The organism is Paracoccus sp. MA (assembly GCF_020990385.1).
GTDB lineage: Bacteria > Pseudomonadota > Alphaproteobacteria > Rhodobacterales > Rhodobacteraceae > Paracoccus.
On record NZ_CP087597.1, the window covers coordinates 169,511 to 189,531 of the forward strand.

The 20,021-nt window shown below is 66.3% G+C and carries 18 protein-coding genes, 1 pseudogene and 1 other annotated feature; of the genes and pseudogenes, 10 read left to right on the forward strand and 9 right to left on the reverse strand.

Annotated elements, in window-relative coordinates:
* The first annotated feature begins 25 nt into the window (after positions 1-25).
* The gene (locus LOS78_RS00825) at positions 26-943 is read left to right on the forward strand and encodes a LysR substrate-binding domain-containing protein (RefSeq protein WP_051416378.1); all 918 of its coding nucleotides are present in this window, start codon (positions 26-28) and stop codon (positions 941-943) included.
* A 124-nt stretch (positions 944-1,067) separates the two neighbouring features.
* Here LOS78_RS00825 and LOS78_RS00830 read toward each other — a convergent pair.
* Positions 1,068-1,822 (reverse strand): annotated as a pseudogene (locus LOS78_RS00830) (IS3 family transposase); the annotation flags it as partial.
* Positions 1,458-1,574 (reverse strand) — a sequence feature (AL1L pseudoknot). It overlaps the preceding pseudogene by 117 nt.
* A 192-nt stretch (positions 1,823-2,014) precedes the next feature.
* Here LOS78_RS00830 and LOS78_RS00835 point away from each other — a divergent pair.
* Together LOS78_RS00835 and LOS78_RS00840 are read left to right on the forward strand one after the other, a co-directional pair.
* Entirely contained in the window at positions 2,015-2,260 is a 246-nt protein-coding gene (locus LOS78_RS00835) for a type II toxin-antitoxin system Phd/YefM family antitoxin (protein ID WP_036714637.1), read from the forward strand.
* Positions 2,260-2,655 carry a type II toxin-antitoxin system VapC family toxin gene (locus tag LOS78_RS00840; RefSeq protein WP_230376463.1) on the forward strand — a complete coding sequence of 132 codons (396 nt, stop codon included), beginning with the start codon at positions 2,260-2,262 and terminating at the stop codon, positions 2,653-2,655. Before LOS78_RS00835 ends, LOS78_RS00840 begins: the two co-directional genes overlap by 1 nt.
* Before the next feature lie 32 nt (positions 2,656-2,687).
* Here LOS78_RS00840 and LOS78_RS00845 read toward each other — a convergent pair whose 3' ends face one another.
* Both LOS78_RS00845 and LOS78_RS00850 read right to left on the reverse strand, forming a co-directional pair.
* A complete protein-coding gene (locus tag LOS78_RS00845) occupies positions 2,688-2,825 on the reverse strand; it encodes a hypothetical protein (protein ID WP_156929542.1) in 138 nt (45 codons plus the stop codon).
* A gap of 145 nt (positions 2,826-2,970) precedes the next feature.
* Positions 2,971-3,867, reverse strand: coding sequence for a hypothetical protein (locus LOS78_RS00850; RefSeq protein WP_028714529.1), 897 nt, complete (start codon positions 3,865-3,867; stop codon positions 2,971-2,973).
* 480 nt (positions 3,868-4,347) lie between these two features.
* Between LOS78_RS00850 and LOS78_RS00855 the strand changes: the two genes are divergently transcribed.
* The 3 genes from LOS78_RS00855 to LOS78_RS00865 all read left to right on the forward strand — a co-directional run bounded on the left by LOS78_RS00855 (position 4,348) and on the right by LOS78_RS00865 (position 7,002).
* Positions 4,348-4,728 (forward strand): hypothetical protein, encoded by a 381-nt coding sequence (locus LOS78_RS00855; protein WP_230376464.1) that lies wholly within the window; start codon positions 4,348-4,350, stop codon positions 4,726-4,728.
* Between the two features lie 73 nt (positions 4,729-4,801).
* On the forward strand, positions 4,802-5,707 hold the full coding sequence (locus LOS78_RS00860; protein ID WP_230376465.1) for an NAD(P)/FAD-dependent oxidoreductase: 906 nt from the start codon (positions 4,802-4,804) through the stop codon (positions 5,705-5,707).
* Between the two features lie 2 nt (positions 5,708-5,709).
* Positions 5,710-7,002, forward strand: a complete 1,293-nt coding sequence (locus tag LOS78_RS00865) for a LysR family transcriptional regulator (RefSeq protein WP_230376466.1) — start codon at positions 5,710-5,712, stop codon at positions 7,000-7,002.
* Here LOS78_RS00865 and LOS78_RS00870 read toward each other — a convergent pair.
* The 4 genes from LOS78_RS00870 to LOS78_RS00885 all read right to left on the reverse strand — a co-directional run bounded on the left by LOS78_RS00870 (position 6,999) and on the right by LOS78_RS00885 (position 11,794).
* The gene (locus tag LOS78_RS00870; protein ID WP_230376467.1) at positions 6,999-7,646 is read right to left on the reverse strand and encodes a siderophore-interacting protein; all 648 of its coding nucleotides are present in this window, start codon (positions 7,644-7,646) and stop codon (positions 6,999-7,001) included. The genes LOS78_RS00865 and LOS78_RS00870 overlap by 4 nt on opposite strands.
* A 110-nt stretch (positions 7,647-7,756) precedes the next feature.
* Entirely contained in the window at positions 7,757-8,911 is a 1,155-nt protein-coding gene (locus LOS78_RS00875) for a beta-propeller fold lactonase family protein (RefSeq protein WP_230376468.1), read from the reverse strand.
* Positions 8,911-11,007, reverse strand: coding sequence for a 3-hydroxyacyl-CoA dehydrogenase NAD-binding domain-containing protein (locus LOS78_RS00880; RefSeq protein WP_230376469.1), 2,097 nt, complete (start codon positions 11,005-11,007; stop codon positions 8,911-8,913). Before LOS78_RS00880 ends, LOS78_RS00875 begins: the two co-directional genes overlap by 1 nt.
* A gap of 4 nt (positions 11,008-11,011) precedes the next feature.
* Complete coding sequence (locus LOS78_RS00885; protein ID WP_230376470.1) at positions 11,012-11,794, reverse strand: enoyl-CoA hydratase/isomerase family protein; 783 nt, start codon at positions 11,792-11,794, stop codon at positions 11,012-11,014.
* A gap of 121 nt (positions 11,795-11,915) precedes the next feature.
* Between LOS78_RS00885 and LOS78_RS00890 the strand changes: the two genes are divergently transcribed.
* A complete protein-coding gene (locus tag LOS78_RS00890) occupies positions 11,916-13,163 on the forward strand; it encodes a LysR family transcriptional regulator (protein WP_230376471.1) in 1,248 nt (415 codons plus the stop codon).
* On the opposite strand, the gene selB is transcribed toward LOS78_RS00890, so the two are convergent.
* On the reverse strand, positions 13,148-15,151 hold the full coding sequence (selB, locus tag LOS78_RS00895; protein ID WP_230376472.1) for a selenocysteine-specific translation elongation factor: 2,004 nt from the start codon (positions 15,149-15,151) through the stop codon (positions 13,148-13,150). The two genes, LOS78_RS00890 and selB, sit on opposite strands and share 16 nt — an antisense overlap.
* On the opposite strand from selB, the gene LOS78_RS00900 reads away from it, so the two are divergent.
* Entirely contained in the window at positions 15,116-15,748 is a 633-nt protein-coding gene (locus LOS78_RS00900; RefSeq protein ID WP_230376473.1) for a hypothetical protein, read from the forward strand. The two genes, selB and LOS78_RS00900, sit on opposite strands and share 36 nt — an antisense overlap.
* Before the next feature lie 563 nt (positions 15,749-16,311).
* Here LOS78_RS00900 and LOS78_RS00905 read toward each other — a convergent pair.
* Positions 16,312-19,035: a DNA cytosine methyltransferase gene (locus tag LOS78_RS00905; protein WP_230376474.1), complete on the reverse strand. Its 2,724-nt coding sequence runs from the start codon at positions 19,033-19,035 to the stop codon at positions 16,312-16,314.
* A gap of 193 nt (positions 19,036-19,228) precedes the next feature.
* On the opposite strand from LOS78_RS00905, the gene LOS78_RS00910 reads away from it, so the two are divergent.
* Positions 19,229-19,525: a type II toxin-antitoxin system HigB family toxin gene (locus tag LOS78_RS00910; protein ID WP_230376475.1), complete on the forward strand. Its 297-nt coding sequence runs from the start codon at positions 19,229-19,231 to the stop codon at positions 19,523-19,525.
* Positions 19,525-19,902, forward strand: coding sequence for a type II toxin-antitoxin system HigA family antitoxin (locus LOS78_RS00915; RefSeq protein WP_084637914.1), 378 nt, complete (start codon positions 19,525-19,527; stop codon positions 19,900-19,902). Before LOS78_RS00910 ends, LOS78_RS00915 begins: the two co-directional genes overlap by 1 nt.
* Positions 19,903-20,021 lie beyond the last annotated feature (119 nt).

Consider the following 20,021-nt stretch of genomic DNA (forward strand, 5'->3'; position numbering starts at 1 on the left):
CATTCCGTTTCATTATGGAGTCTGCATGGCACGCCCCAATATCCGGCAGATCGAGGCCTTCAATGCGGTGATGAAGGGCGGCTCGGTCACCAAGGCGGCCGAGATGCTGTTCGTCAGCCAGCCGGCGGTCAGCAAGCTGATCCAGCAGTTCGAATCGTCCTGCGGCTTCAACCTGTTCAACCGCGGACAGGGCCGCCTGGTGCCGACGCCCGAGGCGCGGCGCCTGTTCTCCGAGACCGAGAAGTTCATGACCGGCGTCGAGCGGATCGAGAACGCGGCCCGCGCCATCCGCAACACCGAGCGCGGCGAGATCTCGGTGGCGGCCTTTCCGGCCCTGGGGATGCGGGTTCTGCCGCAGCTTCTGGCGCCGTTCCTGGCCCGCCGGCCCGAAGTGCGGATGACGATCCTGACGCAGAACTCGCCCGATATTTCCCAATCCATGCTGGCCCGGGCGGCGGATTTCGGTATCTCGCTGGTGCCCTCGCAGGCGCCAGGGATCCATTGCCGGCCCTTCGTCCAGATGAAGATGGTCTGTGCCTTGCCGGCAAACCACCGGTTGGCGGGGCTGACCAGCATCGACCTGGCCCAGCTGGAGGGCGAGGCGATAATCGCGCTGGGGCGCGACGACCAGTCCCATCGCGTGATCGTGGAGGCGCTGAGCCATGCAGGGGTGCAGGTCGAAACCCGCGCCGAGGTGCAGATGGCCGACACGGCCTGCGTGCTGGTCAGTCAGGGCTTCGGATTTGCCATCGTGCCCGCCATGGCGCGAATGAGCTGGGATAGCGGTGGCATCGCCTTCGTGCCGATCCAGCCGGCGCCGCGCATGATGATGTGGCTTTACACCTCGTCATGGGAGCCGACATCGCAACTGGCCCAGGCGCTGATCGACCGTGTACGGCAGGGCCTGCTGCAGGTGGATGACCTGTTTCTGGCGCCGCCCTGATCAGCCTGTTCCCATGGGATGGACGTTGACGCCTAAGGCTGCGCCTCCGCGAACCGGTCACGCGTTTGCCGAATGACGGCCATTACCGACGATGTTCCGTAGCGATCAGATAGGGCCCTTGGGCATCGATGACGAAGGCGACATAGACGAACCCCTTCCAGGTCGCGACGTAGGTGAAATCGCTGACCTAGAGCATGTTGGGCGCCGGCACGCGAAACTCGCGGTTCACCTTGTCCAGCGGGCATGGGGCCTTCTTGTCTGGGAACGTCGTCCTGTGCGGCTTGCCGCGGATGATGCCTTGGATGCCCATGTCTTTCATCAGCCTTGTCACCGTGCAACGCGCGATCTCGAAGCCTTCCCGGACGAGCTGCCGCTAGGCCTTGTGGACGCCATCGACCCGCCAGTTCTCTTCGAACATACGTTGGATCTCGGGCCGCAGGGCGGCATCACGACGGGCACGGTCCGACAACCGCGCCGGATCAGCCCGCTTTGCCAGGTGATCGTAGTAGGTGGAATGGGCGATCGGCAGCTCCGTGCAGATCGGCTCGACCCCGTGCGCATCACGATGCGCCTCAATGAAACCCACCATCACTTCGACCGGCGGTCGAGCTTCGCCATCGCAAAATACGCTGATGCCTTGCGCAGGATCTCGTTCGCCTGGCGCAGCTCGCGGTTCTCGCGTTCCAGCGCCTTCATCCTCTCGGCCATCTCGGTCGGGATGCCCGCGCGTCGGCCGCTGTCGACCTCGGCCTTCTTCACCCAGTCATTCAGCGTCTGCGGCGGGCAGCCGATCTTCGCCGCGATCGACATCACCGCCTGCCAGCGCGAAGGATGTTGGGCCTCGTTGTCGAGAACCAGCCGCACGGCCTGCTCGCGCACTTCAGGGGAAAACTTGTTCGTCGTCTAGCTCATGATGCTCCATCCTACTCAGGAGTCGGAGCCTCCGGCAAACCCGGCGCGGTTCACCTTTGTTGCTGACACAGCTTTTAGGATTCTGACTCTATGCTGGCTGGGATGCTTGAAAAAGGTCTGCAATCAGACTAGATTTCAAACCAGTTGATGGAGATTCGCATGCGCGAGATCGGTGCCTTCGAGGCCAAAACGCATCTGTCGGAACTTCTTGCCGCCGCAAAGGCAGGCGAGACGGTGACGATTACCCGGCGCGGCCAGCCCGTCGCTCGCTTGGTGCCTCCAGCAAGCAATGACCGTGCCGCCGCCTTGCTTCGTATGGTTGAATTGCGCAACAGGCTCGCGACAAGAGATGTGCGGCTTGGAATCGACGATATTCTTTCGGCGCGTGACGAAGGCCGCCGCTGATGCTGGTCATCGATGCTTCGGCGTTGATTGCGTGGGTCATGCCGGATGAGTCTGGCGTGGACCTGGCTTCTCTGGCCGAGAGACACGAGGAAATCGGCGCTCCCTGGTTGCTGTGGGCCGAGCTGCGTAATATCTTGGTCGTCAACGAGCGACGAGGGCGGCTGCCGGCAGGCGCCGCCGAGCAGATCATCGAGGCGGTGGATGCCTTTGGGGTGCGGCTGGATACCAGGCCGGCGCATTCGGTGGTGATGGATCTGGCCCGCCGCCATGGCCTGACGGTCTATGATGCGCTCTATCTGGAACTGGCGTTGCGTCAGGGCTCTTCCCTGACCAGCCTGGATGCGGCTCTTATCCAGGCTGCCCAGGCTGAAGGTGTGGCGGTTGAGCACAGATAGCGCCTTTCCCGATCTCGGATATTGCACCTATTTCAGCGGCCTGCCAGAGCTCGCCTGCCATTGTCCGAAAACATCGCCGGGAAATCGGTCCGCGACACCACCCCGTCCAGCCTTGCGCCCAGCTCCATCGCGTAGCGAACCGAGCCCTCGGGGAAGGGATCGCTGTTCACCTGGCCGAAATCGGTCGAGAGCAGGACGCGCTCGGGACCGGTCTTGCGAATGGCTAGACGTGCCGGATATTGGCTTTCACCTCGGCCTCGATCTCATCGAAAATCGGAAACCGCTCGCTTCGGCCATAGACTGAACAGCCGTATTTCAGGGTACGGGCGACGATGAGCGCCAACACGGCGTTGCGATGCTTCTCGCCCTTGGCCCGGAATGCCGTGAAGAGATTCTCGTCGGCGTCGGCGTCGGGTTCCATGCCGGCAAGCCGGGGACGGTCGCCTCGCGGTTGTCGGGTAGGACGTGGCCCAGCACTTCCGCGGGATCGCGGTCGGTGAACTTCAGGAACTCGCCCACGGCCTCCAGCGTCGGAGGCACCACCGGCAGTCCTTCCGACCATTCGTTCTTCAGGAAATGCTGCTGCACCTGGTTGTAATTGCCGGTAAAGACGATCTCGCGCTGGCTGTATTCGGCGTCCAGCGCCTCTTCGGGCGGCTGCACGGTCAAGCCGCGGATGACCTGGTCGAGCATGACGGTGGCGGCGTTGCGGTCCAGTTCCTCGTCGGTGACGAAGTTCACATGGCCGGGGTGAACGGTATAGGGCAGGTTCGGCATCTGCAGGCCCTTGGCCGTCATCTTGCCCTGCATCTCGAAGCCGGAGCAGATCATCGAGACCGTAGGAATCCCCATCTTCTCGACATGAATCGCTGCGCGGGTCACGCCCGCCGTGCAGGAACCGCAGCAGCCGACCCCGACCAGCGCGGCATCGACGCCGAACCTGGCGAATTTCTCAGGCAGTTCCTCCAGAACCTTGCGCTCGTTATGGCCGTGGATCTCTCCGAATTCGCGCCAGGAAACGAAGTTGATGCCGGGGTAGCGCTTCTTCAACTCGCGCTCCCAGACTTCGAACATCTTGTCGCCCTTGAAGATCCAGTCCCAAAGCTGGGCAATGGTCTTGCCTTCGAGCGTCTCAAGGCGGCGGGCAAGGCGGGTGCCGTCCTGGAATTGCCGGCTGCGCGGCCAGACCACTTCGTATCTGTTAAGGTCCATATCTCTCTCCCTAGGTTCGATGGGCTTCGGCGACAGGCGCGACGGAGCAGGCGGGCAAGCCGCCGACAGATCCATCCGCCCCTTGGCGGGGCATGCCTGACTGGGTCGGTTCGTCAAAGCGGGTGAACAACCTCTCTCCGCCGACATGCCCGAGGATAGGGCCGCAGCAGTCGATCACAAGCGTCGCGCTGTGAAATTCGTTGCGATATTGTGATGGAAGCCGATTCGAATTGGCGTAGGCCGGGTGCTCTGCTTCGCGGCGCTGCGGACGAAGAGGCGGATTGTCGCAGGGATATTCAGGAAAGTTAAAGTTATAACAGTAGTTTATATTATTGTCTTTGCGAACGGTATCCTTAGCGCTTCTGTGCGATCCGATTGAAAATTTGTGATACCAGGTAGGCGTGAACCGGTCCTTCTGCCTATCGTGTCCCATCGCGCCGACACCGGGTGCGGCGTCCATCAGCAGCCAGGGAGAGAGACATGAGCTACACATCCGAAGATATCACGCAATTGAAAAGGCAAGACCGCTTCGCGGGCCAAATCCTGGCCGAACAGGGGCAGGTGAAGGATCTGGCGCGCGAGGAGATCATCGTCCATGTCGGCAAGCCGGCGGGCTCGGTCACCGGCTGGGTCGGCCCTGTCTTCTGGCAAGTCTGGGTCGAGACCGCGGATCCCACCGGCACCGTCCGTGCCCGCATCGATCGCGGCGCGGCGGAAAAGCTGCAGCTGGAGGCCAGCCTGCCGCTCGACAAGCTGCTCGATACGGCCAAGAACCAGGCGATCGCCAAGGCGCAGGACCTGCGGGCGGCGCAGCTTGCCGCCGCGCAGAAGCGCGAAGCGGCACTTGCCGCCTCTGCCTGATCCGGCTGGATCGTCGGCCGACCATCCCGCCGCGCACCGCGGCGGGAATTCCTGTTCCAGCAAGGAAAGCGTGATGGATTCCTTTGACGTGATCGTGATCGGACAGGGATATGCGGGGCTATGCGCCGCTCGGTTGGCCTGCGAGCAGGGGCTCAGCGTGGCGACCTTCGAGCGCGAGATGGCGGGCGGGGTGGTGATGACCGTGCTGGGGCTCGACCCCTCGCCGGAATCCTTCACATCTTCCGGGCCGGACCTTGGCGCCGTGATCGCCATGCAGAACATGGACCTGGGCGCGAAGCCGTTTTTCGACGCGGCGACCGGGCTTCTGCCACGGCCGGGCGGCGGCTGGGACGTCATCTCACCACATGGCGTTTATGCGGCCCGGCATGTGGTCATGGCGACCGGCGCCAAACCACGCAAGCTGGGCATTCCGGGCGAGCGCGAGCATGAGGGCAAGGGCGTCTCGCATTGCGCTGATTGCGACGGCCCCCGCGTCGCTGGGCATGAATGCATCGTGGTCGGCTCGGGCGATGCGGCCTTTCAGGAAGCGGCTATTCTGGCGCGCTTCGCCCGTGCCGTCACCATCGTGATGCGCGGAGGGGCGCCGAAGGCCAGGCCTGACCTGGTCGAAAAGGCGCTGGCCGGCGGTCGGACCCGCATCTTGGCCGGCACGAGGGTCACGGCGATCCTCGGTAACGGGCTTCAGGTGACCGGTGCGCGGCTGGAAGGGGGTGAGGGAGTCCGAGAACTTTGCTGCAAAGGCGTTTTCGTCTTTATCGGTTCGGTGCCGGACAGCGGGCTTTTGCCGGCCTTGGTTGCACGCGATGGGCAGGGCGGGCTGCTGGTGGATGCCGATGGTGCGACCGGCCTGCCCGGGCTCTGGGCCGTCGGCGCGGTGCGCAGCGGTTTTCCCGGGGGGCTGTCGCAAGCGGGTGCTGACGCCAGCCGGGCCATCGCTGCCCTGAGGCGTGGCGGGTGAGGATGCCGCAACCCGTCCTTGATACTCCTGGGACCTTCGCCAGCGATACCGCCGACCGGCTTTTCGCCCATCTTGGTGCGTTGCTCATGGTTTCCGCCGTTGCCGAACGCCGCAGCGTGACGGGCGCAGCCGAAGCGCTGTTCAAATCCGCCTCGGCCGTGACGCGGGGAGTGGCCGAGATCGAGCAGATCCTGGGTCTGCCGCTGTTCGAGCGCGGTGGCTCTGGTTTCGTGCTCAACGGCTATGGCCGCGTGCTTCTTGCGCGCCTGGCTCGGATCGAGGCGGAAATTGCTGCTGCCCAGGCCGATATCGGCCGGATGAATGGCCGCAGCGGCCGGGTCCATGCCGGGGCCTTGCGACACATGCTGCGCAGCGGGCGCAAGCTGCTTTTGCTGATTCATTTGTCGGATGCCCGATCGGTCTCGGGGGCGGCGCTGACGCAGGGCATCAGCCAGTCGGGGGTCAGCATGTCGCTTGGACGGATTGAGGAAATGCTGGGGGTTCGGCTGTTCCACCGCAGTATTCAGGGCATGACCCCGACGGACGCGGCGGCGCGGTTGATCCTGCGCGCACGCCGAATGCGGGCCGAGTTGCGCCATGCCTTGTCCGACCTGGCGTCCTTTGCCGGAGAGCCGGTCGGGACGGCGGTTATCGGGGCGCTGCCGCTGGCAAGGACCGAGATTCTGCCGCGCGGCATCGGCGATTGCGTCGCCCGGCATCCTGGCGTGCAGGTGGATGCCATCGAAGCGCCGGGCGAGACGCTGATCTCGCGGCTCCGCGCGGGCGAGATCGACATTGTGCTGACGGTGCCCGGCAGGGATTTCGATGCCAAGGGGCTGGTGGCCGAACCGCTTTTCGCCGACCGGTTGATCGTGGTAGCGGCGGCCGATCACAGGCTGGCTTCGCGGGCCGGGTTGCTCTTGGCCGAGATCGCGGATGAGCCCTGGATCCTGCCGGCCGCTCATTCGGTCAGCCGTGGCCTGTTCGAACGCCAGTTCCTCAGGCTTAGCCTGCAGCCCCCGCAACCTGCCGTTCAGACCGCCGATCTGGCCCTGATCCGCCGGTTGCTGGCCGAAAACGGCATGTTGGCCTTTACCTCCCATCAACTGGTCGCGGCCGAGATCGGCTCGGGGACCATGGTCTGCCTGGACGTGCAGGCCGACAGGATCGAGCGAGAGGTCGTGATGCTGCGTCGCGAGGGAGCGATGCTTTCGCCGGCAGCACGCACCCTGATCGAGGCGATTGGCAAGGCTGCCCGTCCTTTTGGCGCCGACCCTGGGAACAAGGCAGTCTAATCCGGCGTGCCCTTTAACCCACTCTGCCAATAGCTCGACGACTTGAGCCAGGTCTGCGGGTGCTGCCGTTCCTTCAGAAAGTGATCGCGCAACGCGCGCGCGACCCCGGCTTCGGCGGCGATCCAGACGAAGCCCTTGCCTGGAGGTAGGTCCAGCTTGCGCGCCGCCTCGAGCAGATGGGAGGGATTCGCCGCCTCCGAAAGCGGACGGTAAAGCCAATGCGCGCGATGCCAAGCCTGCGTGTCGAAGGCTTGCTTATCCTCGGCGGACGGAACCCTGGCCAGCGTGATGACCGGCGTTCCCGCCGGCAATTCCTCAACCCGGCGACCGATTGCAGGCAGGGCGGTCTCGTCTCCGATCAAGAGCCACCAGTCGAACAGCGGCGTCACGACCGCCGAGCCGCGTGGCCCGCCGATTTCCAGGCTGTCGCCGGGCTGCGCCGCCAAGGCCCAATCCGTGGCCGGTCCGGCAGCGTGGATGGCGAAATCCAGTGTCAGCGTCCGGGTCTTGGGGTCGAAATGGCGCGGCGTGTAGTCGCGCGACACCGGCACGCCATGGCAGGAAAGGAACAGCTTGACGTGATCGTCCGGTGCCAGGCTGACAAAGTCGTGCAGCGCCTCGCCGCCCAGGACCATGCGGATCATGGACGGGGTCAGGCGCCGGACCTGCTGGACGGTCAGCAGCCGGCGCCGGCTTTCGTGTCGGTGCCGGGTGACGATCGGTCCGCTATCTTCCATGGTCCGTCCTTTCGGGATTACGCAAAGGTCATGCAGCCGGCATGGGCGCAGGGTTGGCGACGCCCTTCGCCGATAGGCAGCCCGTCCTTGTTCAGCGGCCAGACCGCGACCTCCTGGCTGACCACGGCGGCGACCAGAAGATGCGCTCCGTCGGGCGAAAGCGCGATGGCGCGCGGGTTATCGACATGCAAGGGCCGGGTGTCGATCGGCTCGGGGCGGCCATCGGGATGCAGAAGGCAGGTGGTCAGGGCCTCGGGGCCGCGCAGCAGCAGGTAGAGCCGGCTGCCGTCGGCGCTGATCGCCATGTCCGAGGGCATGAGCGCGGACTGCGGTCCCGCGGACGGCGCCCAGGGGGCGATGGCGGCGATCCGCTGCATCTTTCCATCCGCGCTCCAGCGATAGGCGTGCAGCAGGGGGGCGGTCTCGAAATTGGCGTAGAGCACCGGCAGGCGGGGATGGGTCAGGCAGCTGCGCGGCGAACTGCCCGGCGGGGCGGGGATGTCCCGGACAGGGCGCAGCGTTTCCCCCGCCTGCCGCAGCAGCGCGACCTGGTCGCCGCCCTTGTCGCAAATGGCAAAGAGCTCCGTGCCGGGAAGCTGGCGGATGCAATGCAACTGCGAATGGGTCTGGTCCGGCAGGGCGCCCCGACCGTCGTGGGGGCGAACATGGCAAGGCGGCTGGATGCGCCCGGCATCGTCCAGGGGAAACATCACCGTCGCGGCTTCATCGTATTCCAGGACGATTTCATAGCCCTGCGCGGTGTTGCGGGTGCGGGTGACCGGGGTATGGCCGGTGTGATGCACCACCAGCAGGTGCCGGCCCTCTGCGTCCAGCGTGGCGTGACAGGGCAGCGTTCCGAAGCTGGGGCTGCGCGAGATCTCGGTCAGCGCGCCGGTCTCGGGATCGATGCGAAAGGCGGCGATCATGCCGCCGCCGCCACGCTTTCGGTCGGGCAGGGTCATTGCCTCATGCAGCGCGTAGAGCACGCCGCGCCTAGCGTCATGCAGCAGATAGCCGACCGACAGTTCGGGGGCGACACGGCCGACCGCGGTGACAGCGCCGGTCTCGCAGTCGAAACGGTGGATCCCGATGCCGAATTCGCCGGCGGGGGGCGGTGACCACGAGGAAGGCCCCTTGCGCCGGCTGCCGACATAGAGGAAAGCCGGCCGCATCAGCGCCCGGTCCCGTTCAGCTCGGCCAGGCTGCGGCCCTCCGCGACCAGCTGTTCCAGCAGCGGCGGAATGCTCCAGCAAGCGGGGTCGGCCAGCGCCAGGTCGCGGATTTCGTCGAGCACCTGCGGCAAGCCCCATTCGTCCGCTTGCAGCATCGGGCCGCCGCGCCAGCGCGGGAAGCCGTAGCCATGCACCAGCACCAGGTCGATATCGGCCGGACGGCGCGCGATACCCTCGCGGACAATGTCGCAGCCTTCGGCGATCATCGCCAGCACCAGCCGACGCGCGATCCCTTGCGGCCCCTGCTGTACGGGCGCGATGCCGCTTTCCTGCGCGACCTGCGCGATCAGGGTTGCAACCTCGGGCGAGGGGCTGGGGGCGCCGTCCACGTAAGCGAACCATCCGCGGCCGTTCTTGCGCCCCAGCCGTCCCAGCTCTTCGACCATGCGGTCGGGCAAGCCGGTTTCGCGCGGCGAAAGCGGCAGGCCGGCGCGGCGCTTGCGCTGACGGTTGGCATGGGCGATGTCGAGCCCCGACAGATCCTGCGCGGCATAGGGGCCCATCGCCATGCCGTAATCAGCCATGGCCGCGTCCACATCGGCCGGTTGGGCGCCGCGCAGAAGCGCGCCGTCGGCTTCCTGGCGATAGCGCATCAGAATGCGATTGCCGATGAAGCCGTCGCAGACTCCGGCCTCGACGGCGATCTTGCCCAGCCGCTTGGTCAGCGCGAAGGCGGTAGCCAGGCTCTGGGCCGAGGTTTCTGCGGCCCGGATCACCTCGACCAGCCGCATCAGATGGGCGGGTGCAAAGAAATGCAGCCCCAGGCAGCGCTCGGGGTGCGCCAAGCCGGCAAAGATCGCGTTCACGTCCAGGTAGGACGTATTCGTGGCCAGCAGCGTTTCCGGCGGCAGATCGCGGGCCAGCCGGGCGAAAAGCGCCCGCTTGGCATCGAGATCCTCGTAGATCGCCTCGATGGCCAGATCGACCGGGGGCAGGGCTTCACCGCCATGAAGGAAGCGGAGGCGCGCGAGCCGCTGCTCTGCCTCATCCCCGGCCATCTTGCCGCGGCCGACCGCCTCGTCGAAGAGCTTGCGCAGGTTCGCTTTCGCGCGATCGCTCGCGGCCTCGTCATGCTCGAGCAGCGCGATTTCCAGCCCGGCGCCCTGCAGGGCATAGGCGATCGCCGCCCCCATTGTGCCGCCGCCCGCGACCAGCGCGGTCTTCAGCGGCGCGGGGGTCAGCCGGGCGACGGCGGGCGCCGCAGCGGCGCTGCGTTCGGCAAAGAAGACGTGCCGCAGCGCGCGAGCCTGCGGCGAGGCCCGTAGCTCCAGGAAAGCGGCGCGCTCTTGCGCCAGGCCTTCCGCCAGCGGCAGGCGGGCAGCGGTTTCGACCAGCTCGATCGCCTTCAGCGGCGCGACCTGGGCCCGCAAGCGCTTGCGCGCGTGACGCCGGGCGGTCTCGCCGGCATCCGGCGCGGGGGCAGGGCAGGGCAGGTCGTCCAGCGCCGGCCGCGCCAGCAGCGCCGCGTCCAGCGCCAGCGCGGCGGCCAGGGGATCGTCGAAGACGGCATCGACCAGCCCCAGCCGGGCGGCTTCGGTGCCCTTGACCAGCCGCCCGGTCGAGATCAGCGGCAGCGCGGCCTCGACGCCGATCAGTCGCGGCAGGCGCTGGGTGCCGCCCGCGCCAGGCACCACGCCCAGCGTCACCTCGGGCAGGCCGATCAGGGCTTGGGGCGTGGCAATGCGGGCGCGGCACGCCAGCGCGATCTCGAACCCGCCGCCAAGCGCCGCACCGTTGATCGCGGCGACGGCCGGCAGGGCCGAAAGCCGCGCCAGCACATCCGGCAGTTGCGGATCCAGCGCCGGCCTGTCGAATTCGCGGGTATCGGCGCCGGCGACAAAGGCGCGGCCGGCGCCGGTCACGATCACGCGGTCGGCCTCGCCGCGCCCGAGCGCCCCGGCGGCGCGGTCGCAGGCGTCGAGCAGCGCGGCGCGGACCGCCTGACCCAGCACGTTCACCGGCGGATTGTCGATGGTGATGACAAAGGCGCGATCCTGCAGCCCTGTCCGGACAGGCATTGCCGTCGGCTTGGTCATGGGCTCAGTCCTTGGCCAGGAAGGCTTCGACGGCGGTGCGATGCTCGGCAGAGCTGTAACAGATCGCCTGACTACGCCCACCAAGTTCGAAGATCTCTTCCAGCCCGGTCTCGTAGCTTTCGTTGAGGATGGTCTTGCCAAGCGCCATCGCGGTCAGCGAGCCCCGGCTGAGCTCATGCGCCCAGTCAAGGGCGGTCTCCATCAGCGCCTCGGGCGCGGCCGAGCGATCCGCAAGACCGATGCGTAGCGCCTCTTCGGTGGCGACGCGGCGGCCGGAATAGATCAGGTCCTTGGCGCGGGCCAGACCGACGCGCCGGGGCAGCAGATAGAGGCTGCCGCCATCCGGGATAAGGCCGCGCAGCATGTAGCTGATGGCGAAAAAGGCGCTGTCCGAGGCCAGCACGAAGTCGCAGGCCAGCGCCAGATCGGCGCCCAGGCCGACCGCCGGTCCGTTCACGGCAGCGATTACCGGCTTGTGGAATCCGTGAATGCGCGAGATTGCCTTGTGGGTGCGGATCTGGCGGCGGAAGCCGTTGAAGGCGATCTGCCCCGCCGGCGCATCCAGCCGGGCCCGCATGGCGGCGATGTCGCCGCCCGCGCAAAAGCATTTTCCGGCGCCGGTCACGACCACGGCGCGCACATTCTCATCAGCCTCCAGCGCGTCCAGCCGTTCGAGCAGGGCCTCGCGCATCGCGTCGTCGATGGCATTGCGGCTCTCAGGCCGATTGAGGGTCAGCACGGCGATATCGTTATGCAGCTGGTATGCGACAGCCTCGGTTCCACGCATTCTTGTTCTCCTCTGGGCTGGCCGTTTGCCGGTTTTGCCTATACCCATTCGGCCGAAAGTGGGCTGCCAAATTGGTTATGGCGCTGTCGACTTGTGTTATCATCACTAGGGAGGGGGGCAGATGAGAGACGATATCGACACCGCCGAAACCGACGGGGCCCAGCTGCATACGATCCGCATCTTCCTCAGCGTTGCCGAGGAGGAGAGCATCGCGCGGGCGACGCGAATCCTCAACAAGGCGCCTTCGGCCGTCTCGCGTGCGGTGGCGGAACTGGAAAAGAGCATCGGCATGTTCTTGTTCGATCGCGGGGCAAGAGGCATCCAGTTGAACGACTATGGTCAGCTGGTGCTGGCCCGCGCGCGGCGTATCCGGGCGGAACTGGCCGAGGCCGCCGCCGATCTGGCGCGCATGAAGCCACGCAAATCCGCCGCCTCACCCAGCGCGATCGAGCATCTGCTGTTCAACAACCGCAAGCTGATGCTGCTGATCCATCTTGTCGAAACGCGCAAGATTTCTGCGGCGGCCGAACGGCTGCGCATCACCCAGTCGGGGGCCAGCATGTCGCTGGGCCGGATCGAGGCGGCATTGGGGGCGACCCTGTTTCATCGCGGCCTGCAAGGCGTCATTCCGACCGAGACGGCCAACCGCGTGGCGATCCGGGCAAAGCGCGTCTTCGCGGAATTGCGCCACATGGCGCTGGATGTCACCACGGTCTCGGGCGATTACGCCGGAACGGTGGTGATCGGCACCCTGCCGTTGGGGCGCACGCGGGTCTTTCCGATGGCGATCGCCGATGCGATCTCGCGCCATCCGGGCATCCGCGTGACCACCATCGACAGTCCCTTCCATCAGCTCATCGACGGGCTGCGCTCGGGCGAGATCGACGCCAGCCTGGGCGTGCCACGCAAGGAGACGGATTTCACCGGGCTGGTGATCGAGCCGCTGTTCGCCGACCGGCTGACCGTGCTGGCAAGGCGGGGGCATCCGCTGGCCGGAAAGCCGATCAGCCTTGCCGAACTTGCCCGCAGGCAATGGATCCTGCCCTGGCACAGTTCGCCCAGCCGGGCGCTGTTCGATGCGCAATTCCTGAAGGCGGGGATCGCGCCGCCGCAGGCCAGCATCGAATCCGCCGATTTGGCGGTGGTACGGCAGTTGCTGGCCAGCAGCGACGCGCTGGCGCTGGCCTCGGCCAGGCAGATGGAGGTCGAGCTGGAATCCGGCGCGCTGGTCGAGCTGGATGCCGGCTTTACCGGGATGGAGCGCCAGGTCTGCCTGATGCTGCGGGAAGGGGCGATGCTGTCGCCCGTGGCCATGGTGCTGGTCGATGCGCTGCGCGCGCAGGCCGCGGCGCTTCAGCGCGAGGCGTGACCCCCGGGTCGCTTGCGGCGGCTGCGCGGCCGCTCGAAAAACAGCTTGCGCGGCAGCCCCGCCTCGGCCAGCGCGGCGCGCTGGAAGGCGGCGTCCAGATCGGCGACGATGCGGCGCCTGTCGCCCCGGCGTAGAGCGATGCCGGTGCGGTCGAAGAATTCCAGCACCTCGATCAGCAGGTTGCGGCCCAGACCGGTGCGGTCGCGCAGCCTTGCCACGTCGAACCCCGCCTTCGATTGACCGCTCAACGCGCTGGCGTTGGCCGCGATCTCGCGAAGCGCGCTGTCGAGCATGTGGCGCGTGGCCGAGATGCGCCAGATCTCCATGCGGCCGCGATGCTCGAACAACTGCTCGGCGATGGTGGCTTCCGGGATGCGGCTGGCATCGGCCAGTTCCCGCAACCCGAAGGACGAACGCCCAAGGACCGCTGCCGCGGCCAGGATGCGCTGCCATTGCGCCTCCGATCCGGGCGGAACCGGCGGCGCATGGTCGGGCCGATGCACGAAATTGCCGCGCACCGCCAGTCTGCCCTGCTCCCGCAGCCGTTGCAGGATGGTGCGGCGCACCTCGCGCGACAGGCGAAAGGGCAGGTCGGCCAGCACCGCAGCGACCGGCCGCCCGGCAAGCGCGGGCTGGGCGGCATGGAAGCTGTCGAGGCCGGCGATCATCGCCGCCTCGGCCTGCTCGGCGGTTCGGACCGATAGCGCCAGGCGGCCGCCGGGACCGCAGCGGACCACGTGGGCGTCGGACAGCAGCGTCTCGATCCGTGGCTGGGCGAGATTGCGGCGCCAGGCAAAGGCACCCGCATCGACCTCGGTGCCGGGCCGGGCCAAAAAGTCGCGAAAGCCGGCGCCGGGATCGGGCCGGCGCAGGGCAGCCCAGAGCGGCTCGGGGTCGTCGTCGCGGCGCCGGCGATGGGGCGCCAGCGGATCGACGACCCGCCCGCCGGCCAGCGTTTGCCGGGCGGCGGCATCGCGCAGCACGAAAGCGTCGCCCGCGACGGCGCAGACCGGCCGGGCCGTGACCAGATGGGCGACGCCGCTTTCCCCGACGGGCAGCGTCGAACGGCCATGCAGCAGGACGCGACAGGGCATGTCGGTCGTGCCGATATGCAAATGCATCTGGCTGTTGTGGCGGATGCCGTTTGCGACCGCGTCCGAAATCCGTAGATCCACCGTCAGTCGATGCGAGGCACAAAGATGGCCCGGCGCCAACAGCCAGTCGCCGCGGCGCACTTGGTCGAGCGCCACCCCACGCAGGTTGATGGCGCATCGGTCGCCCGCGACGGCACGCGGGACCTGGCGCCCAGCGGCTTGCAAGCCGCGCACCCGCACCGTTTCACCCGAGGGAGCGAGGGTCAGCTCGTCTCCGACGGCAACGGCGCCGTCCCTGATCGCCCCCGACACGACCGTGCCCGCCCCCGGCACTGTGAAGGCCTTGTCGATGGCCAGACGAAAGCCGAGCCCGGCTTCCCGATCGGGCCTGGGTCGCGTGGCGGCCTGGCGCAACAGCCGGGCGAGCGCGTCGATACCAGCCCCCGTGGCGGCGCTGACCGGCAGGATCGGGCTGCCCGCCAGCGCGGTGCCGGCAAGAGTCCGGGTGATTTCGCGGTCCAGCAAGGCGATCCGTTCGGGATTCGCGAGATCGGATTTCGTCAGCGCGACGACACCCTGCCGGATGCCCAGCAAGTCCAGGATGTCGAGATGTTCCAGCGTTTGCGGCATGATGCCGTCATCAGCGGCAACGATCAACAGGGCGAAATCGGCCGCGCCGGCACCGGACAGCATGGTCGGGATGAAACGCTCATGCCCGGGCACATCGACGAAGCCGACGGTCCCTGCCACGTCGGTCCAATAGGCAAAGCCCAGGTCGATCGAGATGCCGCGCGCCTTTTCCTGCGGCAGGCGGTCCGTCTCGGTTCCGGTCAGGGCACGGATCAGTGCGGTCTTGCCGTGATCTATGTGACCCGCGGTAGCAATCAGGAACATGCTTCGACTTCCGTTATTGCCTCGGCCCCGGAAGGCCGCCGTTCATTGATGCCCGTCAGCGGGGGACGGCACCGACTCGCGCCGAAAGCCGTGCTGCCGTTGGGCTGTTACCGCGATTTTCGCAGAAGCGCGCATGATGGCAGGGTCTCGTTTCGTGATACCTGCTTCGCGGATGACGACTTTGCGGGCAGGATGGACGGCATGGAGGATTCGGCCTGCCGCCTGCGGGCCGCAAAAGGTTGGGTCCAAGCCATGGCCTTGCCGAAAATGCACGAGAAAGGAGGATCCATGACGGAAACCTATGACGTCGTCTGGCCAAGCGGGCGCCAGATGCATCAGGGGCACAGGCTTGCCAAGAGGCTCGACACCCTCGAGGGCAAGACCGTCGCCCAGCTCTGGGACTGGGTGTTCAAGGGCGACATCATGTTCGACATCTGGGAACGGGAGATGACGAAGCTCTATCCCGGCATCAAGTTCGTCAGCTGGCGCGAGTTCGGGGAGATCCACGGCGCCAACGAGCACGAGGTTCTTGAAGCCCTGCCCCAGAAACTGAAAGATTTCAACGTCGACGCGGTGATCGTCGGCGTCGGATGCTGAGGCTCCTGTACGGCCGCCGTGACGCGTGCCAGCGCCCTGGTTGAAGAACTGGGATATCCGACAGTCACCATGCTCTGCTCCGGTTTCGTGAACCAGGGCAAGATGACTGCCAAGGGGCTTGGAATGCCCAATCTGCCTCATACCATCCATCCGGGTCACGTCAACTTCGTCCCCGACGAGCAACTTGAGAAGACGGTCGCAGGGCCGATGCTTCAGCAGGTCGTCCATGGCCTGACCGTGCAACCGCCGGAAGAAGGCTATGTCGCCGAACCTGACAAGACCGACATCGTCTTTTCGGGCGCATTCGACGAGGTGCAGGAGCATTTCCTCGAAAACGGCTGGAGCGAAGGCATGCCCGTCGTCCCGCCCACGATCGAGAAGGTCGAGGCGTTCCTGCGCCACACGCCGCGCGATCGCGACGAGGTGCTGGGCAAGGCTTTGCCCGCCAGCCGCGAAGCGACCGTCTGGAGCGTGGCCGTAAACGGCGTCATGTCGGGCTGCCGGCCGGAATACATGCCCGTGCTGGTCGCCATCGTCGAGGCGATGATGGATCCGGTCTTCGGTCACGAACATCTGGGCCACACCCCGGCCACCGAGACGCAGATCGTCGTCAACGGCAAGATCCTGAAGGAACTGGGCTTCAACTTCGGCCAGGCCGCGCTGCGCCCGGGCTCCCCGAGCCACTCCATGGCGTTCCGGGCCATGCTGTTGCCCAACGCCTTATAGCGCGGCCCGTCAGGCGCGCCGTTCCGGCCGCGCCACGGGATCATCGTATGCTCGTCCGGCATGCCCTGCAGGCGCTCGCACTCGGCGGGTGTCAATCGACGGGCTGCCCAAGGCAGGGCCACCGCCAGTTGCCCGCCGGCATTCGCATGGGAATCGGCATGGCCCATGGCGCGGAGCATGGGCGTCACATCGTCCTGCGCGTCCGCGCCGCAATCCTTGGCCGAGAAGGCGATGGCGGCGCGGCCCCCGCTCTTGCCGCCGCCATGGAGCGCGCCAGGCACGTCACCGATGGACAGGCCCGTCTCGCCCCCGGCGAGGCAGTCGAAGGCGATGGGATGCGCCACCGCGCCGACGCCCATGCCGCTGCGCCCGCCGTTGGGGGTGAGAATCGCGTTCGCGGAACCGTCCTGCCGATACTCGAGGTTCTGCTGGCCATCGCGCCCGCGCTCCATGAGCACGAACGGCTGCTGCACGGGCACTAGCGCGCCCTGCTCATGCGGCATGCGGCTGGCCGACTTCGCCATGCCAGCCGTCAGCAGCATCGCCACCGGCACGATGGGCGTCCCGCGCCCGGTGCCATCCTCGGATGCGTCGAAGCCCTCGGCGCGCAGGGAATGCGCGACGATGGGGGCCTCGTGGTTGCAGGTGAGGGTCGGGCCATGGTCGATGCCGATCTCGGCACCGCCTTGGCCGTGGGCCATCGAGATCAGTCCGCCGTTGAGGTCGAAGTCCGTCCCGAGTCCGCCACCGCCTGAAGGGCGAGACGCAAGGGTGGGGGCAGGTCTTTGCCCCGATTGCCGGCGCGGCGGAGAATTCCCGAGCAGGCTTTCGCGGTCAAATAATACTGCGACGGCACGTCGCCAGTCTCCAAGATATCCGACAACGAACACACGTCGCCGTCGCTGGGGGACCGCCCGAGGGTGTCCGCGTGTTCGCACAAACTGAGCGTCAAGCACCCGGTAGGCGAGGCCATAGGCGTCGGGGATGCCGGAGACGATGCCGGCGTTCTTCCATCCTCCCTCGGGGACGTCGATCTGCTGGCCGCTGATCTCGCCCAGAAATCGCGCAAAGTCTCGTCCGCCGTTGCTGCTGAGAACGCCGGGGACGTTCTCCCAAACCAGCCAGCGGGGCCGATATCGTGCAGCAATTTCAACATATGTGAGGGTGAGTTGCCCTCTGCTGCCAGCCATGCCGAGGCGAAGTCCGGCGACGGAATAGTCCTGGCAGTTGTGAACGCAAATTCCATCTGCGACATACGAATGATCCTCGGCCACTTCGAGATCGAAAACCCGCTCCTCGCGGCCGGTAGGCGCAACGCTGCGGACAAGCTGCCAGCGGAATCCGCCATCCTCGAACGAGGTGCGTTCCGATTGGCTGAAAGAGACAGTGAAGGTGCCTCGCTGGCGGATTGTCCGCCCCTCGATCACCGCAGTTTCGGGTCGAGCCGAGAAGGATACCGACGAGGCATGCCCGGTCGAAACCGCGAGCGCCCGCATGGTGAGCGCAAGCTGTCTCGACACGGTGGTAGCGCGGATTCCAACGCATGCAGAGGGGCCGCCGTCCGTGATCTGATAGCCGCGCACCAGGGCATCCCGCAGAGGGCGCGGCATGCCGAGCGCCCACATGGGAACGCGCTTATCAGCGGCACCGTGGCCGAAATGTTCGGCCATCCACCTGGCGAGGGGCCGACTGGAAATCTGCACCCGAACCGAGGTGCGCATGGGCGAAACCGTGTAGGTTCGCAGCAGGTCGAGAACAGGTCGAAGCTGGATGAACTTCTGCGGATTCAGCCCCAGCAGGACGGAGCCACGCCGCTCGTTGATCCGAATCCAGCCGTCGCCAAGATAGGCACCGGCCAACATCAGAAGATCTGCATCCTCAAGGTCCACGGGCTTCTCGCGACCGCGAACCTCAACATCCGGGATCAGCAGCGCCGGCCAGCGGGAAACGCAGGCCCAATGGTGATGCGCGAGCGATTCCGCCCGCACCCATTCCGGGGCCGCGAACTGATGCCGCCCCTCCCGCCGCCGGGCATAGAAAGGATGGTTCGCCGTGGTCACCATGCCGGGATGGCCCTGACCCTTGACGACGACAGTCGGCGCGATCTTGCTGCCGGTGCGCAGTACGGGCCGAAAGCGGCCCTGATGGGTCAGCACCATGTCGCCAAGGCGGATGTCCTCGATAGGAACGAATCCGCGCTCTGTGGCGATCATGGTTCCGGCCGGGAAACATGGCGTCCCGCCGACTAGGATGTCCGGTCGAATGTCAGGCCATTTCTCAAATTGGGTCATGTCCCCGAAGTTCGGAACGCGGCTGACCTCGGGGATATTGGCGACGGCACGGATTGCGGAGGCACGGGGCTTGCGGTCCTTCACCGATAGCCCCGCTTCGTCGGGCGAGGGCATGAACATGGGTCGCCCCGCGCCGAAGCGGTGATGCAGGACGTGACAGGGAAAGGGCTCGATCTCGGAATAGCCGACAGCATGGAACCCCAGCGGCTCCCAAGCGAGCGATGCGGCCTCAATGCCCGAACAGACGGAAAGAAATCGAAGGTTTGCCATGTCCAGCCGTATGCACGACTGGATGCGCTGGCCTTTAGGCGCCCATAGGCGGTGAAAGCCGGCCGTTTCGACCACCTATCACCGCCGCTCGCCGGAACCGCCTTGCGCCAAAATCATTCCCAAAATGGGAATATCCGCTTGCCTTGCGTCGGGGCTTGTGCGATATTCCCAATACGGGAATAAAGGAGTGACCATGCAGATCATCGCCAAGGCAACGCTTCGCGCCTTCTGGGAGCGAGAGCCCCGAGCAGAAACGCCCTTGGTGAACTGGTATGCCGCCGTTTCAAAAGCGACCTTCACCGGGCCGGCCGATGTGAAGGCGATGTTCGGAACGACCGTCGATTTCGTGGGGGACAACCGCGTGATCTTCGACATCGGCGGCAACAAATACCGCCTGATCGTGCATTTCGCCTATCCCTACCGGCGGGGGCTGATCAAATTCGTCGGCACCCACAAGGAATATGACAAGATCAACCCGGAGACGATCTGATGGACGTTCGACCGATCCGCACCGAAGCGGACTATCAATGGGCGCTGGCCGAGATCGCCCCGTATTTCGACAACCAGCCCGAACCCGGAACCCCCGAAGCAGACCGCTTCGACGTTCTGGCCGACCTGATCGAAGCCTATGAGGACCGGCACCATCCCATCCCCGAAGCCGATCCCGTCGACCTGCTGAAGGCGCACATGGAAGCGACCGGGCGCACCCAGGCCGATCTCGGCCGGCTGCTCGGATCGACGCCGCGCGCGTCCGAGGTCATGAACCGCAAGCGCGCGCTCACCGTGGCCATGATCCACAAGATCAGCACCGAATGGGGCCTTCCGGCCGATTGCCTTGTCCGGCCCTATCATCTGAATGCTGCCTGATCTCGTCGGATAGCGCCTCGAGGGCGGCGAGCGTGGGCTGGTAGAAGGCGGCATACTTGCCGCCTTTCCGGTCTCGCAGGCCACGATAGAAGGCGATCTGGGAGGGCAGGCGGGACAGT

Excerpts from the sequence above, each read along its gene's own strand:
- LOS78_RS00880 (WP_230376469.1), bottom strand. The coding sequence starts at position 11,007 with ATGACCAAGCCGACGGCAATGCCTGTCCGGACAGGGCTGCAGGATCGC.
- LOS78_RS00835 (WP_036714637.1), top strand. The coding sequence starts at position 2,015 with ATGCGCGAGATCGGTGCCTTCGAGGCCAAAACGCATCTGTCGGAACTT.
- LOS78_RS00910 (WP_230376475.1), top strand. The coding sequence starts at position 19,229 with ATGCAGATCATCGCCAAGGCAACGCTTCGCGCCTTCTGGGAGCGAGAG.
- LOS78_RS00840 (WP_230376463.1), top strand. The coding sequence starts at position 2,260 with ATGCTGGTCATCGATGCTTCGGCGTTGATTGCGTGGGTCATGCCGGAT.
- LOS78_RS00915 (WP_084637914.1), top strand. The coding sequence starts at position 19,525 with ATGGACGTTCGACCGATCCGCACCGAAGCGGACTATCAATGGGCGCTG.
- LOS78_RS00875 (WP_230376468.1), bottom strand. The coding sequence starts at position 8,911 with ATGCGGCCGGCTTTCCTCTATGTCGGCAGCCGGCGCAAGGGGCCTTCC.
- LOS78_RS00850 (WP_028714529.1), bottom strand. The coding sequence starts at position 3,867 with ATGGACCTTAACAGATACGAAGTGGTCTGGCCGCGCAGCCGGCAATTC.
- LOS78_RS00825 (WP_051416378.1), top strand. The coding sequence starts at position 26 with ATGGCACGCCCCAATATCCGGCAGATCGAGGCCTTCAATGCGGTGATG.
- LOS78_RS00870 (WP_230376467.1), bottom strand. The coding sequence starts at position 7,646 with ATGATCCGCATGGTCCTGGGCGGCGAGGCGCTGCACGACTTTGTCAGC.
- LOS78_RS00855 (WP_230376464.1), top strand. The coding sequence starts at position 4,348 with ATGAGCTACACATCCGAAGATATCACGCAATTGAAAAGGCAAGACCGC.
- LOS78_RS00860 (WP_230376465.1), top strand. The coding sequence starts at position 4,802 with ATGGATTCCTTTGACGTGATCGTGATCGGACAGGGATATGCGGGGCTA.
- LOS78_RS00885 (WP_230376470.1), bottom strand. The coding sequence starts at position 11,794 with ATGCGTGGAACCGAGGCTGTCGCATACCAGCTGCATAACGATATCGCC.
- LOS78_RS00865 (WP_230376466.1), top strand. The coding sequence starts at position 5,710 with ATGCCGCAACCCGTCCTTGATACTCCTGGGACCTTCGCCAGCGATACC.
- selB (WP_230376472.1), bottom strand. The coding sequence starts at position 15,151 with ATGTTCCTGATTGCTACCGCGGGTCACATAGATCACGGCAAGACCGCA.
- LOS78_RS00890 (WP_230376471.1), top strand. The coding sequence starts at position 11,916 with ATGAGAGACGATATCGACACCGCCGAAACCGACGGGGCCCAGCTGCAT.
- LOS78_RS00905 (WP_230376474.1), bottom strand. The coding sequence starts at position 19,035 with ATGGCAAACCTTCGATTTCTTTCCGTCTGTTCGGGCATTGAGGCCGCA.